Source organism: Fluviicola taffensis DSM 16823, from assembly GCF_943372375.1.
Classification (GTDB): Bacteria; Bacteroidota; Bacteroidia; order Flavobacteriales_D; family Crocinitomicaceae; genus Fluviicola; species Fluviicola taffensis_A.
This window is the reverse complement of the sequence record NZ_CALRYJ010000001.1, coordinates 485,795-503,943: the sequence shown is the minus strand read 5'-3', so window position 1 is coordinate 503,943 and position 18,149 is coordinate 485,795. Positions and strand designations below refer to the sequence as shown.

General features: G+C 39.2%; 15 protein-coding genes. 10 read left to right on the top strand and 5 right to left on the bottom strand.

All coding sequences use genetic code 11. The features are described 5' to 3' along the window. Window positions 1–5: 5 nt before the first annotated feature. The 3 genes from AAG807_RS02140 to tatA are packed head-to-tail and all read right to left on the bottom strand — an operon-like array spanning window position 6 to window position 3,221. Entirely contained in the window at window positions 6–1,604 is a 1,599-nt protein-coding gene (locus AAG807_RS02140) for a transglycosylase SLT domain-containing protein (protein WP_341900362.1), read from the bottom strand. A 13-nt stretch (window positions 1,605–1,617) separates the two neighbouring features. Beyond that, on the bottom strand, window positions 1,618–3,024 hold the full coding sequence (gene gatA, locus AAG807_RS02135) for an Asp-tRNA(Asn)/Glu-tRNA(Gln) amidotransferase subunit GatA (RefSeq protein ID WP_341900361.1): 1,407 nt from the start codon (window positions 3,022–3,024) through the stop codon (window positions 1,618–1,620). 20 nt (window positions 3,025–3,044) lie between these two features. Then, window positions 3,045–3,221 carry a twin-arginine translocase TatA/TatE family subunit gene (tatA, locus tag AAG807_RS02130; protein ID WP_341900358.1) on the bottom strand — a complete coding sequence of 59 codons (177 nt, stop codon included), beginning with the start codon at window positions 3,219–3,221 and terminating at the stop codon, window positions 3,045–3,047. Between the two features lie 547 nt (window positions 3,222–3,768). On the opposite strand from tatA, the gene AAG807_RS02125 reads away from it, so the two are divergent. The 4 genes from AAG807_RS02125 (at window position 3,769) to AAG807_RS02110 (ending at window position 9,503) form a co-directional block, all read left to right on the top strand. Further along, the gene (locus AAG807_RS02125) at window positions 3,769–4,992 is read left to right on the top strand and encodes an OmpA family protein (RefSeq protein ID WP_341900356.1); all 1,224 of its coding nucleotides are present in this window, start codon (window positions 3,769–3,771) and stop codon (window positions 4,990–4,992) included. A 247-nt stretch (window positions 4,993–5,239) separates the two neighbouring features. Then, window positions 5,240–6,286 (top strand): MraY family glycosyltransferase, encoded by a 1,047-nt coding sequence (locus AAG807_RS02120; RefSeq protein ID WP_341900355.1) that lies wholly within the window; start codon window positions 5,240–5,242, stop codon window positions 6,284–6,286. A gap of 148 nt (window positions 6,287–6,434) precedes the next feature. After that, window positions 6,435–7,130 carry a polysaccharide biosynthesis/export family protein gene (locus AAG807_RS02115; protein WP_341900354.1) on the top strand — a complete coding sequence of 232 codons (696 nt, stop codon included), beginning with the start codon at window positions 6,435–6,437 and terminating at the stop codon, window positions 7,128–7,130. Then, the gene (locus AAG807_RS02110) at window positions 7,131–9,503 is read left to right on the top strand and encodes a polysaccharide biosynthesis tyrosine autokinase (RefSeq protein WP_341900353.1); all 2,373 of its coding nucleotides are present in this window, start codon (window positions 7,131–7,133) and stop codon (window positions 9,501–9,503) included. A gap of 9 nt (window positions 9,504–9,512) precedes the next feature. Here AAG807_RS02110 and AAG807_RS02105 read toward each other — a convergent pair whose 3' ends face one another. After that, window positions 9,513–10,157 (bottom strand): hypothetical protein, encoded by a 645-nt coding sequence (locus AAG807_RS02105; protein ID WP_341900352.1) that lies wholly within the window; start codon window positions 10,155–10,157, stop codon window positions 9,513–9,515. Between the two features lie 25 nt (window positions 10,158–10,182). Between AAG807_RS02105 and recJ the strand changes: the two genes are divergently transcribed. Further along, the gene (recJ, locus tag AAG807_RS02100) at window positions 10,183–11,907 is read left to right on the top strand and encodes a single-stranded-DNA-specific exonuclease RecJ (protein ID WP_341900350.1); all 1,725 of its coding nucleotides are present in this window, start codon (window positions 10,183–10,185) and stop codon (window positions 11,905–11,907) included. Window positions 11,908–11,949: 42 nt separating this feature from the next. Here the strand turns inward: recJ and AAG807_RS02095 are convergent, their stop codons facing one another. Then, complete coding sequence (locus tag AAG807_RS02095; protein ID WP_341900348.1) at window positions 11,950–13,494, bottom strand: acyl-CoA carboxylase subunit beta; 1,545 nt, start codon at window positions 13,492–13,494, stop codon at window positions 11,950–11,952. A 230-nt stretch (window positions 13,495–13,724) separates the two neighbouring features. Here AAG807_RS02095 and AAG807_RS02090 point away from each other — a divergent pair, with 230 nt between their 5' ends. From AAG807_RS02090 to AAG807_RS02070, 5 genes are all read left to right on the top strand, one after another. Continuing rightward, window positions 13,725–14,486: a membrane metalloprotease gene (locus AAG807_RS02090; protein WP_341900347.1), complete on the top strand. Its 762-nt coding sequence runs from the start codon at window positions 13,725–13,727 to the stop codon at window positions 14,484–14,486. A gap of 80 nt (window positions 14,487–14,566) precedes the next feature. After that, window positions 14,567–15,025: a hypothetical protein gene (locus AAG807_RS02085; protein WP_341900346.1), complete on the top strand. Its 459-nt coding sequence runs from the start codon at window positions 14,567–14,569 to the stop codon at window positions 15,023–15,025. Between the two features lie 258 nt (window positions 15,026–15,283). Continuing rightward, complete coding sequence (gene hemA / locus AAG807_RS02080; RefSeq protein ID WP_341900344.1) at window positions 15,284–16,510, top strand: glutamyl-tRNA reductase; 1,227 nt, start codon at window positions 15,284–15,286, stop codon at window positions 16,508–16,510. A 9-nt stretch (window positions 16,511–16,519) separates the two neighbouring features. Next, entirely contained in the window at window positions 16,520–17,431 is a 912-nt protein-coding gene (hemC, locus tag AAG807_RS02075) for a hydroxymethylbilane synthase (RefSeq protein ID WP_341900342.1), read from the top strand. After that, window positions 17,406–18,080 carry a uroporphyrinogen-III synthase gene (locus tag AAG807_RS02070; protein WP_341900340.1) on the top strand — a complete coding sequence of 225 codons (675 nt, stop codon included), beginning with the start codon at window positions 17,406–17,408 and terminating at the stop codon, window positions 18,078–18,080. Before hemC ends, AAG807_RS02070 begins: the two co-directional genes overlap by 26 nt. Window positions 18,081–18,149 lie beyond the last annotated feature (69 nt).

The following is an 18,149-nucleotide window of genomic DNA, read 5'->3' as shown; positions in this document are numbered from 1 at the left end:
GTGGTTTATTTTACACGTAAACGTTGACCTACGCGAATGCGGCTTGGTGATATTCCCGGATTTAAACGAGACAATTGATTCATCGTCAAACCGTGTTTTGAAGCAATTCTGGAAAACGTGTCTCCGCTTCGAATGGAGTAGTATTTTTTTGCAACAACAGGAGTTTGAACCGGAGGAACAACTTTAACGGGATTTGAATTTTGAATACTGTCTTCAACTGCTTCCAAATAAGCCTCGTTTTCAACCGTTGTACTCACCTTGGTTTGGATTTTCAGCAATTGGTTTACCGTAATCCTGGCTGTCGTCAAATCATTCCAATCCATTAACTCCTGAATGGAAACATTGTACTGTGCAGCGATACTTCCTAAACTTTCACCGGTCTTTACCTTGTGGTAGGTATAATTGATCGTTGTGATGACTTTCGTCTTTGGAACGTCTATTTTACTGTTTATCGGATTTGAAACAACCAGCTGGTCGTTTTGAGGGTCAATTGCCACATCCGTTGGAAGTGGAGTATAACCACCGGAACCGTAAATGCGCTGCTCCAAAACGTAGAGCGAATCTTCCAGGCTGACCAATAGGCCAATTTTTTGAAGCGGACCCGTTACACATTGCTTTGGAAATGTGGGAGGAATATAAGAAGTCTTATAAACAGGATTTAAACTCTGGATATCCTCAACCGACCAGGAAACTAATTTTTCAATGGTTTGCATGTGAATCCCCCTGTTCAGGCAAAGGGTATCCAATTGATAGAAATGGATTTTCGGTTCCGCCGGAAGCAGGTTGTGTTCCGCATGATAAGTAAGCAGATAAGTAGCCGCAATGAAATTCGGAACATATCCTTGTGTTTCACGCGGTAAATAAGGTCTTACTTCCCAATAGGTTCTTTTTCCTCCGGAACGACGAATCGCTTTGTTGACATTTCCCGGTCCTGCATTGTAAGCAGCTAAAGCCAAATTCCAGTCTCCGTAGATATTGTATAGTTTTTTAAGGTAGCGACAAGCAGCATCCGTTGATTTCACTGGATCCATGCGTTCGTCCATGTATGAATTCTCTTTCAAGCCATATTGCTTTCCGGTTGCATACATGAATTGCCATAAGCCAAGTGCTCCTGCACGGGATTTGACCTGTGGTCTCAAACCGCTTTCGATCACTGAAAGGTATTTCAACTCCAATGGAAGTCCATATTCTGCCAGTTTTTCTTCGTATAGGTCAAAATACAAACGACCACGACCCAAAACGACCCGGGCAAAATTTCTTCTGTTTTGGGCGAAAAACTTGATGGTGGAAAGCGAAACGTTGTTGCAATCAAAGCCAAAGGTTGATACTTCGTTCAGTTTAGCGAGTCTTTTGCAATAATCTTCATCAGTAAACGATGGAATTGTCCCTGCTTCATAGTCCAATGCATCTACGATTGAGTCGTAGTTCATACCCTTTGCAAAATCATCGTAGTAAAGACTCAGACTTTGATCTACTATTCGGATAAATACTTCTCCAGTAACGGTGTCCTTAACTGGTGGTTTGGTTCTGCGTTGTGCGAATGAATTCTGGGTATTCAACAACGTGATAAAAAGCAAAAGAAGTACTGTTCCGAATCGTTTCATAGGCAAATGGGATTTAATTTTTTATGATTTGATCAGCCAATGAGAAGATTGCTTCTTCATTGAAATCATCAGCCATAATTTGTAAACTCATGGGTAATCCATTGCTGTGTGTTCCATTAGGAATTGCAATCGCCGGATTTCCAGTCAAGTTTGCGTGTACGGTAAAAATATCTTGTAAATACATCTGGATCGGGTCGTTGATGGATCCGAATTCAAATGCAGTAGATGGCGTTGTCGGTAAGATCATCAGGTCAAATTGATTAAAAATCTCTTTGGTCTTGTTTTTCAAAACTCTTCGGACCTTCATTCCTTTTGTGTAATAGGCATCGTAATATCCGTGAGACAATACGAATGTACCAGCCATGATGCGTCTTTTCACTTCCGCTCCGAATCCTTCCGAACGGGAAAGGGAATACGTTTGCTCAACTCCTTTTGCTTTCGGAGATTGGTAACCGTAATGAACTCCATCGAATCGGGAAAGATTGGAAGAAGCTTCGGCAGTTGTTAATACGTAATAGGTCGGAACCAAATATTCTAAATAGGGGAAGCTGACTCCTTCAACCGTATGACCAAGTGCACGCAAATCCGAGATGGTTTTTTCCATCATTTCACGTACCTCGGGATCCATACTTTCGTTTTCGAGCGCTTCTTTCAAATAAGCAATTTTCTTTTTTCCGATAGCCGGAATTTCCGTAGAAAAACCAAGCGGTTTGGAAGAGCTTGTTGCATCCATCGGGTCTTTTCCGGCCATGATTTCCATCACCAGAACCAGGTCTTCCAAACTGTTTGCGAATGGACCGATCTGATCGAATGAAGAAGCATAGGCAATAAGACCGTACCGACTTACTCTTCCGTAAGTTGGTTTGAAACCTAGCGTTCCGGTAAACGAAGCAGGTTGTCTGATTGAACCTCCTGTATCAGATCCCAAGGCCACGGTGCACATTCCTGCAGAAACAGAAACAGCTGAACCTCCGGATGAACCTCCCGGAACATGGGTAGGTCTCAAATTGTTTTTCACCGGACCGAAAGCGGAATTTTCATTCGAACTTCCCATCGCGAATTCATCGCAATTCAAACGACCGATAATAATGGCATCTTCTGCCAGGAGTCTTTCAACAACGGTTGCGGAGTAAAGTGATTCAAATCCTGCCAGGATTTTAGAACTCGCACTTACTGCATGACCTTCGTAACAAATGTTATCCTTTAATCCGATAACCATTCCGGCCAATCTACCTGCCTTTCCGGAAGTCAATTTCTGATCCACCAAACGAGCCTGATCCAAAGCACTTTCTGTAAATACTTCCAGAAATGCATTCAGATCTTTATTCTTTTCAATTTGCTCTAAGTAAGAAAGCACGATACTCTCCACAGATTTCCCTGCGGAGAGTGCAACTTTAACTTCCGAAAATGTTTTATACATGTAGAATGGATTGGCTTAATCTATTTTTTCTCTTCTGTAGTTGTTGGAGCGGAAGAACCCTCTTCGCCTTTACTAGCGTCTTTGAATTCTTTGATCCCTTTTCCTAGACCTTTCATTAGTTCTGGAATTTTTTTCCCTCCGAATAATAAAAGAACCACAGCAAGGATTAAAATAATTTCTGTTGCACCTAATTTCATAACATACTAATTTGTTGCAAAATTAAGGAAATATCAGATATGTTGGGTGTTAATTTTTCTAGAAACCTAATTCTATTGACTTCAACTTGTTTCCGTTTTTTGAGGATTCCCGTTTTTTGAAAAAGTTGAATACAAATCATCTGTCGATCCTATCGCCATAGAATCAATGGGATCTTTGAGGGTTAATTCTTTAGTGAAAGAAGCACTATTATAGGAGTTGAATTCAAAAATATGAATGCTTCATTGAGTAAACTTTTCGCGAAAATAAAGGAACAGAACAGGTTTTTCCAACGGGAAATTTGCACTTTATCTGGAATAACCGGTCATTTACTAAGTATAACTGGTCAATAACACATAATAACTTTACTGTATAGATAAAAAGTTACAAATTTTCACTAATAAACTTGAATTGTTCATTTGTTGAGTTAATTTTGTTTAACTTGTAACTAAGAAAACCATTATTCTGATGAGAAGATTGATTATGTGCGTGGGCCCAATTAGAATGGGAAGTTTAATTTGCGCGTTTGTCTTTGCCAAAACGATAGTTTTGTATTCACAAACCGCAATAGTTGAAAAGAAACCTATTTACAATAGGTGGTCGTTGGAACTCTTAGGAGGGTTTAGCAACGCTGTCGGACCTTATAGCCCCGGATACTCTACCAATTTGCTTGATCTTTCAAATGTACAGTTGGGTGGTCGCTTTATGGCAAATAGGCATATTGGGGTAAAGTTGGATGCGGAATACGATCTTTTTAAGAATAGTTCTTCCTGGAAAGGAAACAACAGTTTACCATTCAGAACGAATTATTTTAGATTTTCTCTCCAAGGAGTTGCAAATCTGCATCATATATTGGAATTTCATGAGTGGACCAAACACATTGGTCTTCAGGTTCATGCCGGTGCGGGTTATTCTACCATGGGTAATGATAATCTTTCTCCATTTGAGAAAGGAAGAAATATGGTTAATTTAATGATTGGGGTATCTCCGATTTTTAAAATCAATAATCGTTTTACGATTAAATTAGATGCTACCGGTATTAAACACATGCATCGAAAGTATACGATTGATATGAATGAGTCCATGAACATCCGTGGGATGGATGCCTTTATCGGAACCTTAACATTAGGGCTACAGGTCAATTTAGGAAAAGCAAAGGAACATGCAGACTGGTATTTTGATAAATCGACCCCGGCTGAAAATGCAGAAATTAGAGACCTGAAAAAACGATTGGAAAAATTGGAGGAGATGCATGGTGATGGTGATTTGGACGGTATTCCGAATTATTTGGATAAAGAATTGGCAACTCCTGCAGGTAGCAAAGTAGATGCTTTTGGCGTAGCTATCCCGGAAAGAGGGGATACAGATAACTTGGATAAAGCACCAACGGAAAGTGTTAGTAGCCCTAAAATGGAGAACAAAGAGCGGGATATTATCACCACGGCATTCAATAGTTTAGAGTTTGCATATAATGAGTCAACTATTTTATTAACTTCCAATGAATCCCTGGATGCACTTGCTTCTTTATTGAAGCAAAAACAGGATTGGAAGCTACAGATTTCCGGACATACTGATAATATTGGAAATCAGGAAGAAAACTTGGTTTTATCACAAGAACGAGCTGAGGCAGTAAAGGACTATTTAGTGAAAAGAGGAATTGCTTCAGAAAGAATTGAAACACAGTTTTTCGGAAGTTTAAAACCAATTGCAAATAATGAAACAGAAGAAGGGCGACAAAAGAATCGCCGGGTAGAAATGAAAATTACATTTTGAATGACAAAAAAATAAATTGCGTACTACAACATTTAGCTAATTAAAGATTGCTTAGAGTAAATCACTACAACTTAGTGAAGAGGAAATAATTGACATTAATTAACAGCGTAAGGGTTAAGTTAATTGTTTAATTTCTAAAGCAGTAAAGATGTTTTTTTACTATTGTTTAGCGTTGTTTACCGGATGTCTTTTGTCCACATTTTATTTGATCCCTAAAATCATTTCCGTAGTGCAGGTTAAGCACTTAATGGATAAACCAAACAAAAGAAGTTCGCATTTTGTTGCAACACCAAGTCTTGGTGGAATTGCATTTTTTATTGTCTTTGTCATATCGTTGTCTTTCAACAATTATTATGATCATTTTCATGTTTCAATGTCTATTCTTCCCGGGTTGACCGTTCTTTTTTTTATGGGTTTAAAAGATGATTTAATGGTTTTGTCACCCAAAGCAAAATTGTTGGGCCAGGTTCTGGCTTGTTCATTTGTTTTGCTTAATTCTCAGTTCGTCATTCATAACTTTCATGGTTTTTTGGGAATTTATGAACTCCCATTTTGGCTGGGGATTTTGATTAGCTTAATCGTGATGTTGGGGATTATTAATTCATTTAATTTGATCGATGGAATTGATGGGTTGGCAGGATCTATTGCCATTATCATTTTTATCTTTTTTGCTGTTGTTTTTAAAACCATAGATCTTAAATTTATGTTTCTTTCTGCCATTTCAATGATTGGAATTTTAATCGGTTTCTTATGGTTCAATTTATCCAAATACAAAAAGATCTTCATGGGAGACACAGGCTCTTTGCAAGTAGGATTTATTATTGCTTTTATGACTATGCGTTTAATGGCTGCGGATGAAAGTGCATTGAATCAATTGCCTTTTGATTCATCCTGTAAACCGTTGGTTTTGTTAGGACTTCTGATTGTACCTATTTACGATGCTGCAAGAGTGTTTATAATGCGCATACTAAAGGGTAAAAGTCCTTTTTCTGCAAATCGGGATCATTTCCATCACTTGTTAATTGATGCATTCAAATTATCCCATCGGAGAGCAAGTTTTTTAATTGCGGGTTTTAATGTCTTTTTTTTGGGAATTATTCTTTTTATTCTTCAGGAGTTTTCAATATACGCAGTGATTTTTCTTATATTGTGTTTGTTAATCCTCATGACATTTTATTGTTTAAAGCTGGAGAAACAAATCAATCGTAAACAGGAAGGATCAAATCTACCCAGATCGAAAAAAGAGAGAATTAATCCTTCAGTTTTTAATTTAACAAGTGAAAATGGAGTGTAACATGGGGATCAAACTCCTGATTTTAAAGAGTGCATAAATAATCTATTTAATGAAAAACTACTGCAATAGATCCTGTAAGAGGAGTTTAATTTTATTGGTGTGCGGATTACCGTTTGTTTTTTTAAGTTCATGCGGAACCAGGAAGAAGATGGTCTATTTCCAGGAAGGGTCATCCGCAGATTCTGTCGCTTATCATTTTACTCCGGTATTTGAAACAGATGATTTCCTTTCAATAATAATAACCGCCGAAGATCCGGAATCAGCAATGGCCTTTAATCTGCCTCAACAAACTTCAACCACAAATAACGGATATACCACGGGAAATTCGGTTCCATACGGTTACCTGGTAGATTCAAGGGGAGAGATTAATCTGCCTATACTTGGAAAAATGAAAGTGGCTGGTAAATCCAGAACGGAGTTGGTAGACACCATTCATACCCTTTTAAATGGATATTTGAAAAACCCGACTGTCCAGATTCAAATTCAAAATTTTAAAATCACAGTGCTTGGTGATGTGAAGAATCCCGGAACCTTTAAGATTCCAAATGAGCGAATTACGTTGATTGAAGCAATCGGATTATCGGGGGATATGAAAATGTCAGGGGTTCGAAAGAATGTGTTGGTTATAAGGGATTCTTGCGGAATTAAGCGAGAATATCGTGTTGATATGACAAAAAAAGAGCTCTTTTCATCTCCAGCATACTATCTGAAACAAAATGACGTGGTATATGTTGAACCGAATGTAGCTGCCAGATCTGAAGGAACTCTATGGAAAACAACAGGTGCTATTTTTATTTCACTGACCTCTTTAGTCATTACTACGATTATACTTATTACCCGCTAAATGGAAAAAAGAAATCAAGAAACCGGTTCCATGAAAGAGATGGAACATAAGTTGGATATTCGTGAATTGGTTGATAAGTATTTGAGGCATTTCTGGTGGTTCATAGTATCCGTTATTCTTTCGTTATTCTTTGCCTATTTATACATTCACTACAAGTTTCCCGTTTATGAAAGTACGGCAACGGTGTTAATTGAACGGAATGATTTATCATCTGGTTCAGCTGAACTGAGCATGTTGAAAGATGTCGGTCTAACAAATGAGGGCAGTGTATTGGAAGATGAAATAGAATTGTTTAAGTCGCGCACCTTAATGGAAAAGGTGGTTTCTGATTTAAGATTGAACTGGCGCTATGAAAATTTAGGCACCAAGACCGGATTCGTTAGATCTGAATTATTTGATGATAATCCGATAGATGTAGCTCCGGTTCATTCTGATAGTGCTTTTTTGGAGGGTAACTTGATTTTTGAAGTAGAAATTAGTTCCAAATCAACCTTTCAAATTAAAGATGCTTTGGGGGTGAAAAATGGGATTCACTGGTTTGGAGGAGTTTTATCAACCAAATTTGGTGAAATCAGTATAAAGAAGACGGATCGTTTTGATAAATTATGGATTGGAAAAACAATTCGGGTTACATTGACTCCTTTTAATAGAGCTGTTAGCCGGGTTCAACAATCGTTCTCTGTCAGTTTGGCGAGTAAAGAGGCGAATCTCATAGTGCTTCGAATTCGTGGAAATGAAAGATATAAAAACAACGTCATTCTAAATAGGTTGATTGCTGAACATGAGGAAAATACCATTTTGAAAAAAAATGAAATAGTTCGGAATACAACGGATTTTATCAATGACAGAATGAAGTATATTGCTTCCGAACTTACTGATGTTGAAATGGAAGGGGAAAAGTATAAATCACAGTATCATCTGATTGATGTTACTTCTGATGCTGCCTCTTACCTGGAAAAGGAAAGCGATATTGAAAAACAGGTGATTGATAAAACCATCGAAAAGAATATTGTCGATTTCATGATTGATTTTTTAGATAAGGAAGATGGTTTTGACCACTTGCTGCCTACAAATCTCGGTCTGGAGGATGTTTCAATCATAGAAATGACCAATCAGTATAATAAATTGGTTTTGGAACGCAATCAATTGGCATCTGTTTCCGGTGCAAAAAATCCTGGAATTGCACGTTTGGAATCGCAATTGTCGAATATGCGATCTTCTCTGGAACTTAGTTTAAGAAATCTGAATAGATCTCTCGATTTCAAGTTGAATAAACTGAAGAGTGAAGAAGGTCTTTATCAGTCGAAAATACAAGACATTCCTAAGTATGAAAGAGAATACCGGGATATTCTAAGACAACAGCAGATCAAGGAGACTTTGTATTTGTTTTTACTTCAAAAACGAGAGGAAAATGAAATTTCTTTAGCAGCAACGGTAGACAATATGCAAGTGGTTGATAAGGCATTCAGTTCAGAAGAGCCAATTTCTCCCAAACCGAAAGTTATTTTCTTAGCTTCTTTCTTCATCGGATTGCTGTTCCCAATCCTGATCATTTATTTGATTGATTTGCTGAACCGCAAAGTGAAAAACAGATTGGATATCGAAAAATTCGGATTGAATGTGCTTGCTGAGCTTCCTGAGTTTAAAGACAAGGAAGAAGCCATTGTGTTGAACAAACCGCATTCCGCCATTGCCGAATCTTTCCGGGCTTTGCGCGCAGGATTGTCTTTTATTCTACCATTGGAGAAAGCTTCGGGAGGTAAAGTTATTTCCATCACTTCAACTTTGGGTTCGGAGGGGAAAACGTTTACGTCTATTAATCTGGCATACATTTATGCAGCGATTGGTAAAAAAGTCTTGCTCTTAGGAATGGATTTGAGAAAGCCACGGTTAGGGGATTATCTGAATCTGGAAAGCAAGGTTGGATTATCTAATTATTTATCGAACTCTGAAATAGATTGGAAAAGTATGATTTCGGTAGTTGAACGGAATGGACATGAGGTTTCTGTCATTAATTCCGGAAGCATTCCTCCGAATCCAAGTGAATTATTGATGTCAGGAAGACTAAAAGAATTACTTGAAATGTTGCGTTTGGAATACGATGTAATTATTTTGGATAATGCACCTATAGGATTGGTTGCAGATGCTATGATCACCAATGATTTATGTGATGTGACACTCTTTTTGGTTCGTGTAAATTTATTGGATAGACGTATGTTGAATCTGGTTACGCAACTAAATAAGGACGGAAAACTAAAGCGATTGTATATCGTTTTGAATTCGGCAAAGCAAATTAAGGGAGGGTATTATTACACTTATTATGAAGAAGAAACTAGTAAGAAATCATTTTTTCAACGCTTAAGAAGAAAGTAGTAAGGTTACTTATTCCTTTGTGTAGATCAATTTTTTCCCTGTAAACAATGTTGCTTCCAATCGTTCCCATTGTTCAAAAGTAGGAGCAAGGATGGCTACTTCAGAACCATATCGCGTAATAGTACTCACTTGTAAAATGGACTGAAATAAAGGTTGGTAATCCAATTCACTGTGAATAATGGTCATTTTTCCACCCGCGAATGTGACAATACTAGGTTCAAAATAAGTTCCTTCATGAAAATTGATGATGTATTTATTGGTGTTTATTTTTGTAAACGTATTCAGGGAACCTTCGCCTGCAATCATGAGTTTTGACTCGATTCCGTAATAATAATTCTCTCCCTCCAATACGCAAGGAAGGGAATCATTGGCTTTTATTCCGAAGATATAGTTCCCTCTGACTTGTAATTTGGACGATTCACGAACTTGTTCCCTGGTGATGCTCGCAATTGCAACGGTCACAATTGAAATGCCTTTTTCATCAATTACATAAGTCACCTGTGAATCGCTACTTTTGTATTTTCCAAAGTGAATTTTATCCGTAGTTGGTTGGGAACTGCTTCCAAAAGGAAGCGGATCTGAAAACTGAACTGTTTTTTGGGAAAAACTCAAAAAATGTAGCAACAGACTAAAAACAAGAAGAACTTTTTTCATAACTTATATTAGAAAACGGAAATTTATGCAAAAACACTGGTTTATCAAACAAATGCCATCTTCTGAAAAAATTCAAGCCATGATTAACGACTTAAAAGTGAGTCCGATTATGGCATCCTTATTGACTCAAAGAAATCTTACAACTCTGCCGCAAATTCGTTCATTTTTTACCCCGGAAATAACCGATCTGCACGATCCATTGCTGATGTTGAACATGAGTAGGGCGGTTGAACGATTGGATAAAGCGATTGAAACAAAAGAGCGGATCCTGATTTTCGGAGATTACGATGTGGATGGAACGACTTCAGTGGCTTTGGTTTACAGTGTTTTGAAAGAATTCGCTTCCGTTGATTTTTACATACCGGATCGCTACGAAGAAGGATATGGATTGTCTTACAAAGGAATCGATACTGCTTTGGAGAAAGGATGTAAGCTTCTGATTGCTTTGGATTGTGGAATCAAGGAAGTGGAGAAAGTAAAATACGCCAATGAAAAAGGATTGGACATCATCATTTGCGACCACCATAATCCCGGATCCGAGATCCCGGATTGCATCGTTCTGGACCCGAAGCAAACCGGTTGTGAATATCCGTTCAAGGAATTATGTGGCTGTGGAGTAGGGTTTAAACTGCTTCAGGCTTGGTTTTCGAAGACAGGGAAAGATATAGAAAAGCTGTATAACTACCTGGATCTGGTAGCGATTGCTATCGGGGCGGATATTGTTCCGGTTACGGGTGAGAATCGGATTTTGTGTAAACACGGGATTCAGCGCATGAATGAAAACCCCCGTGCCGGAATTTTGGCTTTGGTTGAACAGGCACAACGTTCGTTTCCCCTCGATTTGTCGAATGTGGTTTTTACGATTGCTCCCAGGATCAATGCGGCAGGTCGGTTGAAAAGTGGTTCAAGAGCAGTTGAGTTATTGTTGGCTGAATCGAAAGAAGAAGCGAAGAAAATAGCTTTGGAAATAGATGAATACAATTCGGAAAGACGTATTCTGGATGCGCAAACCACCCAGGAAGCCCTCGAGATCATCGCACAGGACGAACTTTTCAGCAATCGGAAATCAACCGTTGTCTTTCAATCGGATTGGCATAAAGGAGTTGTTGGAATTGTTGCTTCGAGATTGATAGAACATCATTACCGTCCAACCATTGTCTTGACTGAGAGCAAGGGAGAAGCAACCGGTTCCGCACGTTCGGTTTCCGGCTTCAATGTATACGAAGCAATTACTTCCTGCGAACATCTGTTGACACAGTATGGCGGACATCAGCACGCTGCCGGTCTGACTTTGCCTTTGGAGAACATTACTTTGTTCCGGGAGCATTTTGATGCATATGTTCAGGAGAATATTCAACCCTTGGATGAGGTGGAGGACTTGGTGATTGATTTGGAAATTGCTGCTTCGAATTTATTCCTTTCCGGTGAATCGGCACATCAGGTTCCGCGGATTTATCGAATGTTGGAGCAGATGGAACCTTTTGGTCCGGGAAATGATAAGCCGGTTTTTTGTATCCGAAATGCCTATGCAAGCAAACAGCGGATCTTAAAGGAAGCGCATTTGAAGTTTGATTTGGTGGATCCTCTTTCCGGAATCGAACTTTCTGCGATCGGATTCAATATGGCTGATAAAGCCGATTTGATTGCTTCAGGATGTGCCTTCGATTGCGCATTCACCCTGGAATCAAATATCTGGCAAAACCGAACGACTTTGCAGATTCAGGTGAGGGATCTAAGAGAAACTCTTTAAAAACGAGTAAGGGTGGAAAATTTTCCACCCTTACTCGTTTTTTTATAATGGAATATTCCCGTGTTTTTTCTTTGGCAATGTTTCGGATTTTTTCTCCAAGGATTTGAAAGCGGCAATTAAGATGCTTCTCGTTTCCTCCGGTAAGATAACCGCATCAACGATACCTCTTTCAGCTGCGCGATAAGGATTGGCGAAGAGTTCAGCGTATTCCGCTTCTTTCTCTTTCCATTTTGCTTCCTTGTCTTCTGCAGCAGCGATTTCTGATTTGAAGATGATTTCCGCAGCACCTTTTGCTCCCATTACCGCAATTTCACCGGTTGGCCAGGCGTAGTTCAAATCTGCGCCGATATTTTTTGAGTTCATTACGTCGAATGCACCACCGTATGCCTTGCGTGTAATTACAGTAATTCTTGGAACGGTAGCTTCTGAGAATGCATACAAGAGTTTCGCACCATGTGTGATGATTCCACGCCATTCCTGATCAGTTCCCGGAAGGAAACCCGGAACGTCTTCCAATACCAATAATGGGATATTGAATGAATCGCAAAAACGAACGAAACGCGCTCCTTTTCTGGAAGAGTCAATATCCAGAACTCCAGCCATTGAAGCCGGTTGGTTCGCAACGATTCCAATAGATCTTCCGTCCAAACGGGCAAATCCAACTACGATGTTAGGTGCAAAATCAGCCTGTACTTCACGGAATGTATCGTCGTCAATCAAGCAATCAACGATTTCACGGATATCGTATGGAAGGTTTGAATTCTCAGGTACAATGTGTTGGATGCGATTCAATTTTTCTTTGGCAAACAAAGCAGTTTCAAATTGAGGAGCCAATTCCATTGCATTTTGCGGAATATAAGTCATCAACTCACGTACTTTTCTCAAACATTCGACATCATTTGCCGCAGTGAAATGAGTCACTCCCGATTTTTCAGCATGTGCTTTCGCTCCACCCAGATCTTCCGAGCTTACTTCTTCGTGCGTTACTGTTTTTACAACACTTGGTCCGGTAACGAACATATACGAAGTATCTTCCACCATGAAAACGAAGTCTGTCAGGGCAGGTGAATAAACAGCACCACCGGCACAAGGTCCCATGATCACTGAAATCTGAGGAATTGCTCCTGAAGCGCGTGTATTGCGATAGAAAATATCCGCATAACCTGCTAATGAAACGACCCCTTCCTGGATTCTGGCACCACCCGAATCATTCAATCCGATAACCGGTGTACCATTTTTCATGGCTAAGTCCAATACCTTGCAGATTTTTTGAGCGTGAGTTTCAGAAAGAGAACCTCCGAGAACGGTGAAATCCTGTGAAAAAGCATACACCACTCTTCCATGAATGGTCCCAAATCCCGTAATGACTCCGTCACCGGGGCTTTTTGTCTTATCCAATCCAAATGAAGTAGCACGATGCTCCACAAACATTCCAATTTCCTGGAATGAGCCTTCATCCATCAGTAAAGTGATTCGTTCTCTTGCGCTTAGTTTTCCTTGAGCATGTTGTTTATCAATTCTTGCTTGTCCGCCACCCAATTGGGCAGCTTCGCGTTTCTGAATTAGTTCAGCATTCTTTTCTTTCATGAAAAAAGGTTTGTGGGTATCAAAGATACACTTTCATGTTAAAACTTGGTTTTCTATCTGTAAAACGCTTGGCTCCGGAATTGATCCGGTTGAATTCAGGAAGAAAAAACGAACCCTGTTTCATTTTGTAAATCAATTGGTTAAGCTCTTTTTTCTGTGAAGATAAGGGTGTGCTCTTACTTGTTTGATTGGTATAAATAAAAATGGTATCTTAGTTAAAACGACTTGGTATGAACCGATTGATTTCTTTTTTCTTTTTGATTTTCATCTTAGCGGTATCGTTTGGCTGCAAGAAGGACAGTAAACGACGCATTGAAAAGTTTCATCGACAGGATGTCGGATATTCCGCTTTCGGGATCCTTTCGGATAAGGATTATAAATCCCTGACGGTCGAAATAATCTTCATGACGGGATTTAAACCGACTGATTTGGCGATCGACAATTTAAAACAGCTTATTTCTGCTCAATGCAATAAACCGGATGGAGTTCGGTTTATTTTCCGTGAGATTTCTCCTCAGGTGAAAAGCAGTTATTCCATTGATGATGTGGTGTCAATTGAAAATGAATACCGGGAGGAATTTACGTATAGGAAAGATCTGGCGATCTGTTTCCTGTTTTTGGATGGCCCGTCAAGTGAGAATCAAGGTTCATCCATGGTTTTAGGACAGGCATATTACAATACTTCCATGGTGATTTATGAAAAATCCCTAAAGGATAACTCGGGTGGATTCGGAGAACCGGAATTGTATAAATTGGAAACAACAGTCATCAATCATGAATTTGGACACATACTTGGCTTGGTAAATAATGGAACGGAAATGTATCATCCTCACCAGGACGCCGCAAATGGATCCCACTGCATTAATTCTGATTGTCTGATGTATTGGGAAGCTGAGACTGGAAGCTTGTTTTCAAACCTGATTGGCAATTCACCAATTCCAACGTTTGATTCGAATTGTTTGAAGGATCTGAAAGAGAAAGGAGGAAGATAATTTAACCAATTTTACCTGTTTGTCGGGTTCTGTTCTCTTTCAATTGTTGTACTTTTTCTTTCAATCCTTTTTGATGCGATATGAGAAGAATAAACAAAATCCTGGCAATTGCTTTAATTCCATCACTCTTTATTCAATCCTGTATTGTATCCGCACCCAAATACACACATGTGGAACAGGTCATGCAGCTGAAAACCGGAATGAGTATGGATTCTGTGAACAGTAAATTGGGAATAGAACCTTATGATATTGACATTTACGATTCTACGGGATACCGGTCATATATTTATAAATACCGGACTACCGATCGTAAAACAATCCCTTTTTTCCTCAAGGAAACAAACGGGAAGAAGAAAATCGGAAAGTATATGGATTTGGTTGCTTACTATGATTCAACCAACATCGCCTACAAGTTTGAATCAAGATCAACAGATTCCAAGGTGGACCAAAAGAAATTTAACATAAACGTTTTGGTAACCATTGTTACAGTGGTTGTGCCCAGTTTGCTGGTTTATCTGGGGATACAGAAAACAAACTAGTTTTAAAGGTTCATTTTTGTGTCATTTTTTGGCTGAATGGTTTGTTTCGGGTTGATTTTGGTTTGTTTTTCCTGTTTTAAGGTGCTCAAAAACATGACTTTCGTCATATAAATGGAAGGTGATTTTCCGTTTCCCCTTTATCCTTCTGCCTTTCAGACTGTTTATATCCATTCTAAATTAATCAACCTGACAGTTTTCTGACAATTCAAAGCATCTTGTTTGCCAATTTTGCAGCATATAAGCTAGAAAGTTACCACAGTGATTAAGCAACTGCATACAATCGCATTTACGCATCGAAATTTGGAAGTCTCCAAAATTGGAGTTTTGCACATAGAACAGGATTCTGTTCAATCGCGTTTTCAATCCGTTAAGGAACGTTTGCACATTGATGAGATCATGTTCTTATCGACTTGTAACCGGGTAGAATACTTTTTAGTGACCAATGAAATTGTTTCTCCTGAGTTTTTATTCGACTTCTTTTCTGCGCTTTATCCGGATTTTGAAGAGGAAAAAGTAAACTTTTTTGCTTCGAAAGCTTTGGTCTATGGAAAAATGGAATCGGTAAATCACGCTTTAAGAGTGGCATCTTCTATTGATTCATTGGTTATTGGAGAACGTGAGATCATTACACAGGTTCGTCAGGCGTATGAGCAATCACGTGATTTGGGACTTTCCGGAGATACGCTACGCATTTTGTTCAGACATACCATTGAAACCGCAAAACGTGTTTATACCGAGACAAAAATATCTCAAAAACCGGTTTCAGTAGTTTCCATTGCCTATCAGCGATTGGTTGGTATGGATGCTCCGAGAGATGCACGTGTACTGGCAATTGGCGCAGGTGTTACGAATACTGCAATGCTTCGTTTTTTGAAGAAACACGGAATGAACAATTTTGTGATTTTTAATAGAACCGTTGAAAAAGCAGCTATTTTGGCTGAAGAATTGGGTGGCTTAGCTCTTCCTTTAAGCGAATTGGCAAATTATACGGAGGGTTTTGACATCCTGGTTTCTTGTACTGGTTCTGAAGAGGTGATCGTAGATGAAAAGTTGTACGCAAACCTGCTGAATGGTGAATCAAGTCCGAAGATTACAGTTGATTTGGCATTGCCAAGTGATATTTCTGCTGAAGTTCACGCCACTAATCCTACAAGGAATATTTCAATCGAAGTTCTTCAACGAATTTCGGATAGCCATTTGGAAGAGCGCTCACAAGAAGTCATTCATGTAGAGCAAATTTTGGAAGAGGCAAATAATGAATTCCGGAATATCGCTAAAATGCGTGCAATAGAAGTTGCCATGAGACCTGTTCCACAAATGGTCAAAGATATTCGTGCAACTGCGTTCAATGAGATTTTCAAGAATGAATTGGATCAGCTGGATCCTTCTTCGATGGAGATCTTGGAAAAAGTGGTTGGTTACATGGAGAAAAAATACATGAGCATGCCAATGATTATGGCAAAGGAAATCATGTTTAAATCTTAATTTTACTTCATGAGAAAGATTCGTATCGGTTCGCGCGGAAGTGATTTGGCGCTTTGGCAAGCCAATCATGTAAAAAACCAACTGGAAGCGCTTGGAGCGGAAGTCACCATTACCATTATCAAAACACAAGGAGATGAAATCCAGCATCTGAGTTTTGATAAATTGGAAGGCAAGGGCTTTTTCACGAAGGAAATCGAACAAGCCTTACTTGAAGATACTATTGATCTAGCCGTACATTCCCATAAAGATCTGGAAACAAATCCTCCTCAGGGATTAATCATAGCAGCAGTTTCCGAAAGGGAAAATCCTGCAGACGTATTGTTGATCCATCCGGGAGCATTCGATCCCGAAGGATTTTGGAGCTTGAAGAAGGATGCTGTCGTAGGTACTTCTTCCGCACGAAGAAAGTCGCAAGTGGTAGCATACCGACCGGATGTTCAGATCAAGGACTTACGTGGAAATGTCCCAACACGACTTCAAAAGTTAGTGGATGGAGGATATGATGCAATTCTGCTGGCAAAAGCCGGCTTGGACCGTTTGAAACTTGATCTGCAAGGAATGCATGAAGTCGTTCTGGATCCGGAACAATTCATTCCGGCTCCGGCTCAAGGTGTTTTGGCATTGCAAATAAGGGAAAATGATAAGGAGTTGTATGATTTTATGCAAGCCATGAATCATGAGGACATCCAATCCCAAATTGCTTTGGAAAGAACGGTTTTGAATCGTCTGCAAGGCGGCTGTCAACTTCCATTAGGAGCCTATTGTCCGGAAGAAGGACGATTATTGGTTTCATTTGCTCACGATTGGGAGCAAGGCGCTCAATGGTTCGAATTTGAAGGACCGCATGATTTGGATATGGTTGATGTAGTACTGGAAGCTTTATTGGCTGAAGAGGATGAAGATCAAGAGTATATTTCTTAGTTCAGATACTGATTCATCTCTTCCAATTCTGGATTTTTGTAATGAAAATCAGATTCGATTAGTTCGAAAATCGTTTATTTCCTTTCAACAGATTCCTTTTAAAGTCCCGAACAAGTGGGATGTCGTTTTCTTTTCATCCCCACGATCCTTTGATTTCTTTGTCTCCGAAAGTTTTACCTTGGGGTCACATCAGCAAATAGCCTGTATTGGAATTGAAACTAAAAATCACATCGAATTGAACGGCTATCCCGTCTCCTTTTTTGGGGAAAACGCGGGTAAGCCTGCTGAAATCGCATCGCACTTTAAGACTTGGCTCGGAAATCGCATCGCACTTTTTCCACAGTCATCCAAATCCAATAAATCCATCGAATCAGCCATCCCGGAATCACAAAGGATTTCATTGTTGGTTTATAAAACAATCGACCATCCGATTGTACTTGGAGAGGTATTCTCTGTCTTGGTGTTTACAAGCCCCTCCAATTATAAAAGCTTCGTTTCGTTGAACGCAATTTCAAAGGAATCAATTGTTGTGGCTTGGGGCGCTACAACTGCTCAATCTATCAAAAATGACGGGATTGAGGTTGACCTTGTTCTACAGACTTCCACCTATTCTGAGCTCCTGCAAATCCTCCAAAAAGTAAACAAGTAAAAATTAGATTTTTTTAACTAAAAGATTTAAATTTAGTTATGTTTTAGAACTATTTGCTTGCAAAGTTGT

What these genes read in the sequence shown, in the direction of transcription:
- AAG807_RS02140 (WP_341900362.1), bottom strand. Translation starts at nt 1,604, where the DNA reads ATGAAACGATTCGGAACAGTACTTCTTTTGCTTTTTATCACGTTGTTG.
- gatA (WP_341900361.1), bottom strand. Translation starts at nt 3,024, where the DNA reads ATGTATAAAACATTTTCGGAAGTTAAAGTTGCACTCTCCGCAGGGAAA.
- tatA (WP_341900358.1), bottom strand. Translation starts at nt 3,221, where the DNA reads ATGAAATTAGGTGCAACAGAAATTATTTTAATCCTTGCTGTGGTTCTT.
- AAG807_RS02120 (WP_341900355.1), top strand. Translation starts at nt 5,240, where the DNA reads ATGGATAAACCAAACAAAAGAAGTTCGCATTTTGTTGCAACACCAAGT.
- AAG807_RS02115 (WP_341900354.1), top strand. Translation starts at nt 6,435, where the DNA reads ATGGTCTATTTCCAGGAAGGGTCATCCGCAGATTCTGTCGCTTATCAT.
- AAG807_RS02110 (WP_341900353.1), top strand. Translation starts at nt 7,131, where the DNA reads ATGGAAAAAAGAAATCAAGAAACCGGTTCCATGAAAGAGATGGAACAT.
- AAG807_RS02105 (WP_341900352.1), bottom strand. Translation starts at nt 10,157, where the DNA reads ATGAAAAAAGTTCTTCTTGTTTTTAGTCTGTTGCTACATTTTTTGAGT.
- recJ (WP_341900350.1), top strand. Translation starts at nt 10,183, where the DNA reads ATGCAAAAACACTGGTTTATCAAACAAATGCCATCTTCTGAAAAAATT.
- AAG807_RS02095 (WP_341900348.1), bottom strand. Translation starts at nt 13,494, where the DNA reads ATGAAAGAAAAGAATGCTGAACTAATTCAGAAACGCGAAGCTGCCCAA.
- AAG807_RS02090 (WP_341900347.1), top strand. Translation starts at nt 13,725, where the DNA reads ATGAACCGATTGATTTCTTTTTTCTTTTTGATTTTCATCTTAGCGGTA.
- AAG807_RS02085 (WP_341900346.1), top strand. Translation starts at nt 14,567, where the DNA reads ATGAGAAGAATAAACAAAATCCTGGCAATTGCTTTAATTCCATCACTC.
- hemC (WP_341900342.1), top strand. Translation starts at nt 16,520, where the DNA reads ATGAGAAAGATTCGTATCGGTTCGCGCGGAAGTGATTTGGCGCTTTGG.
- AAG807_RS02070 (WP_341900340.1), top strand. Translation starts at nt 17,406, where the DNA reads ATGAAGATCAAGAGTATATTTCTTAGTTCAGATACTGATTCATCTCTT.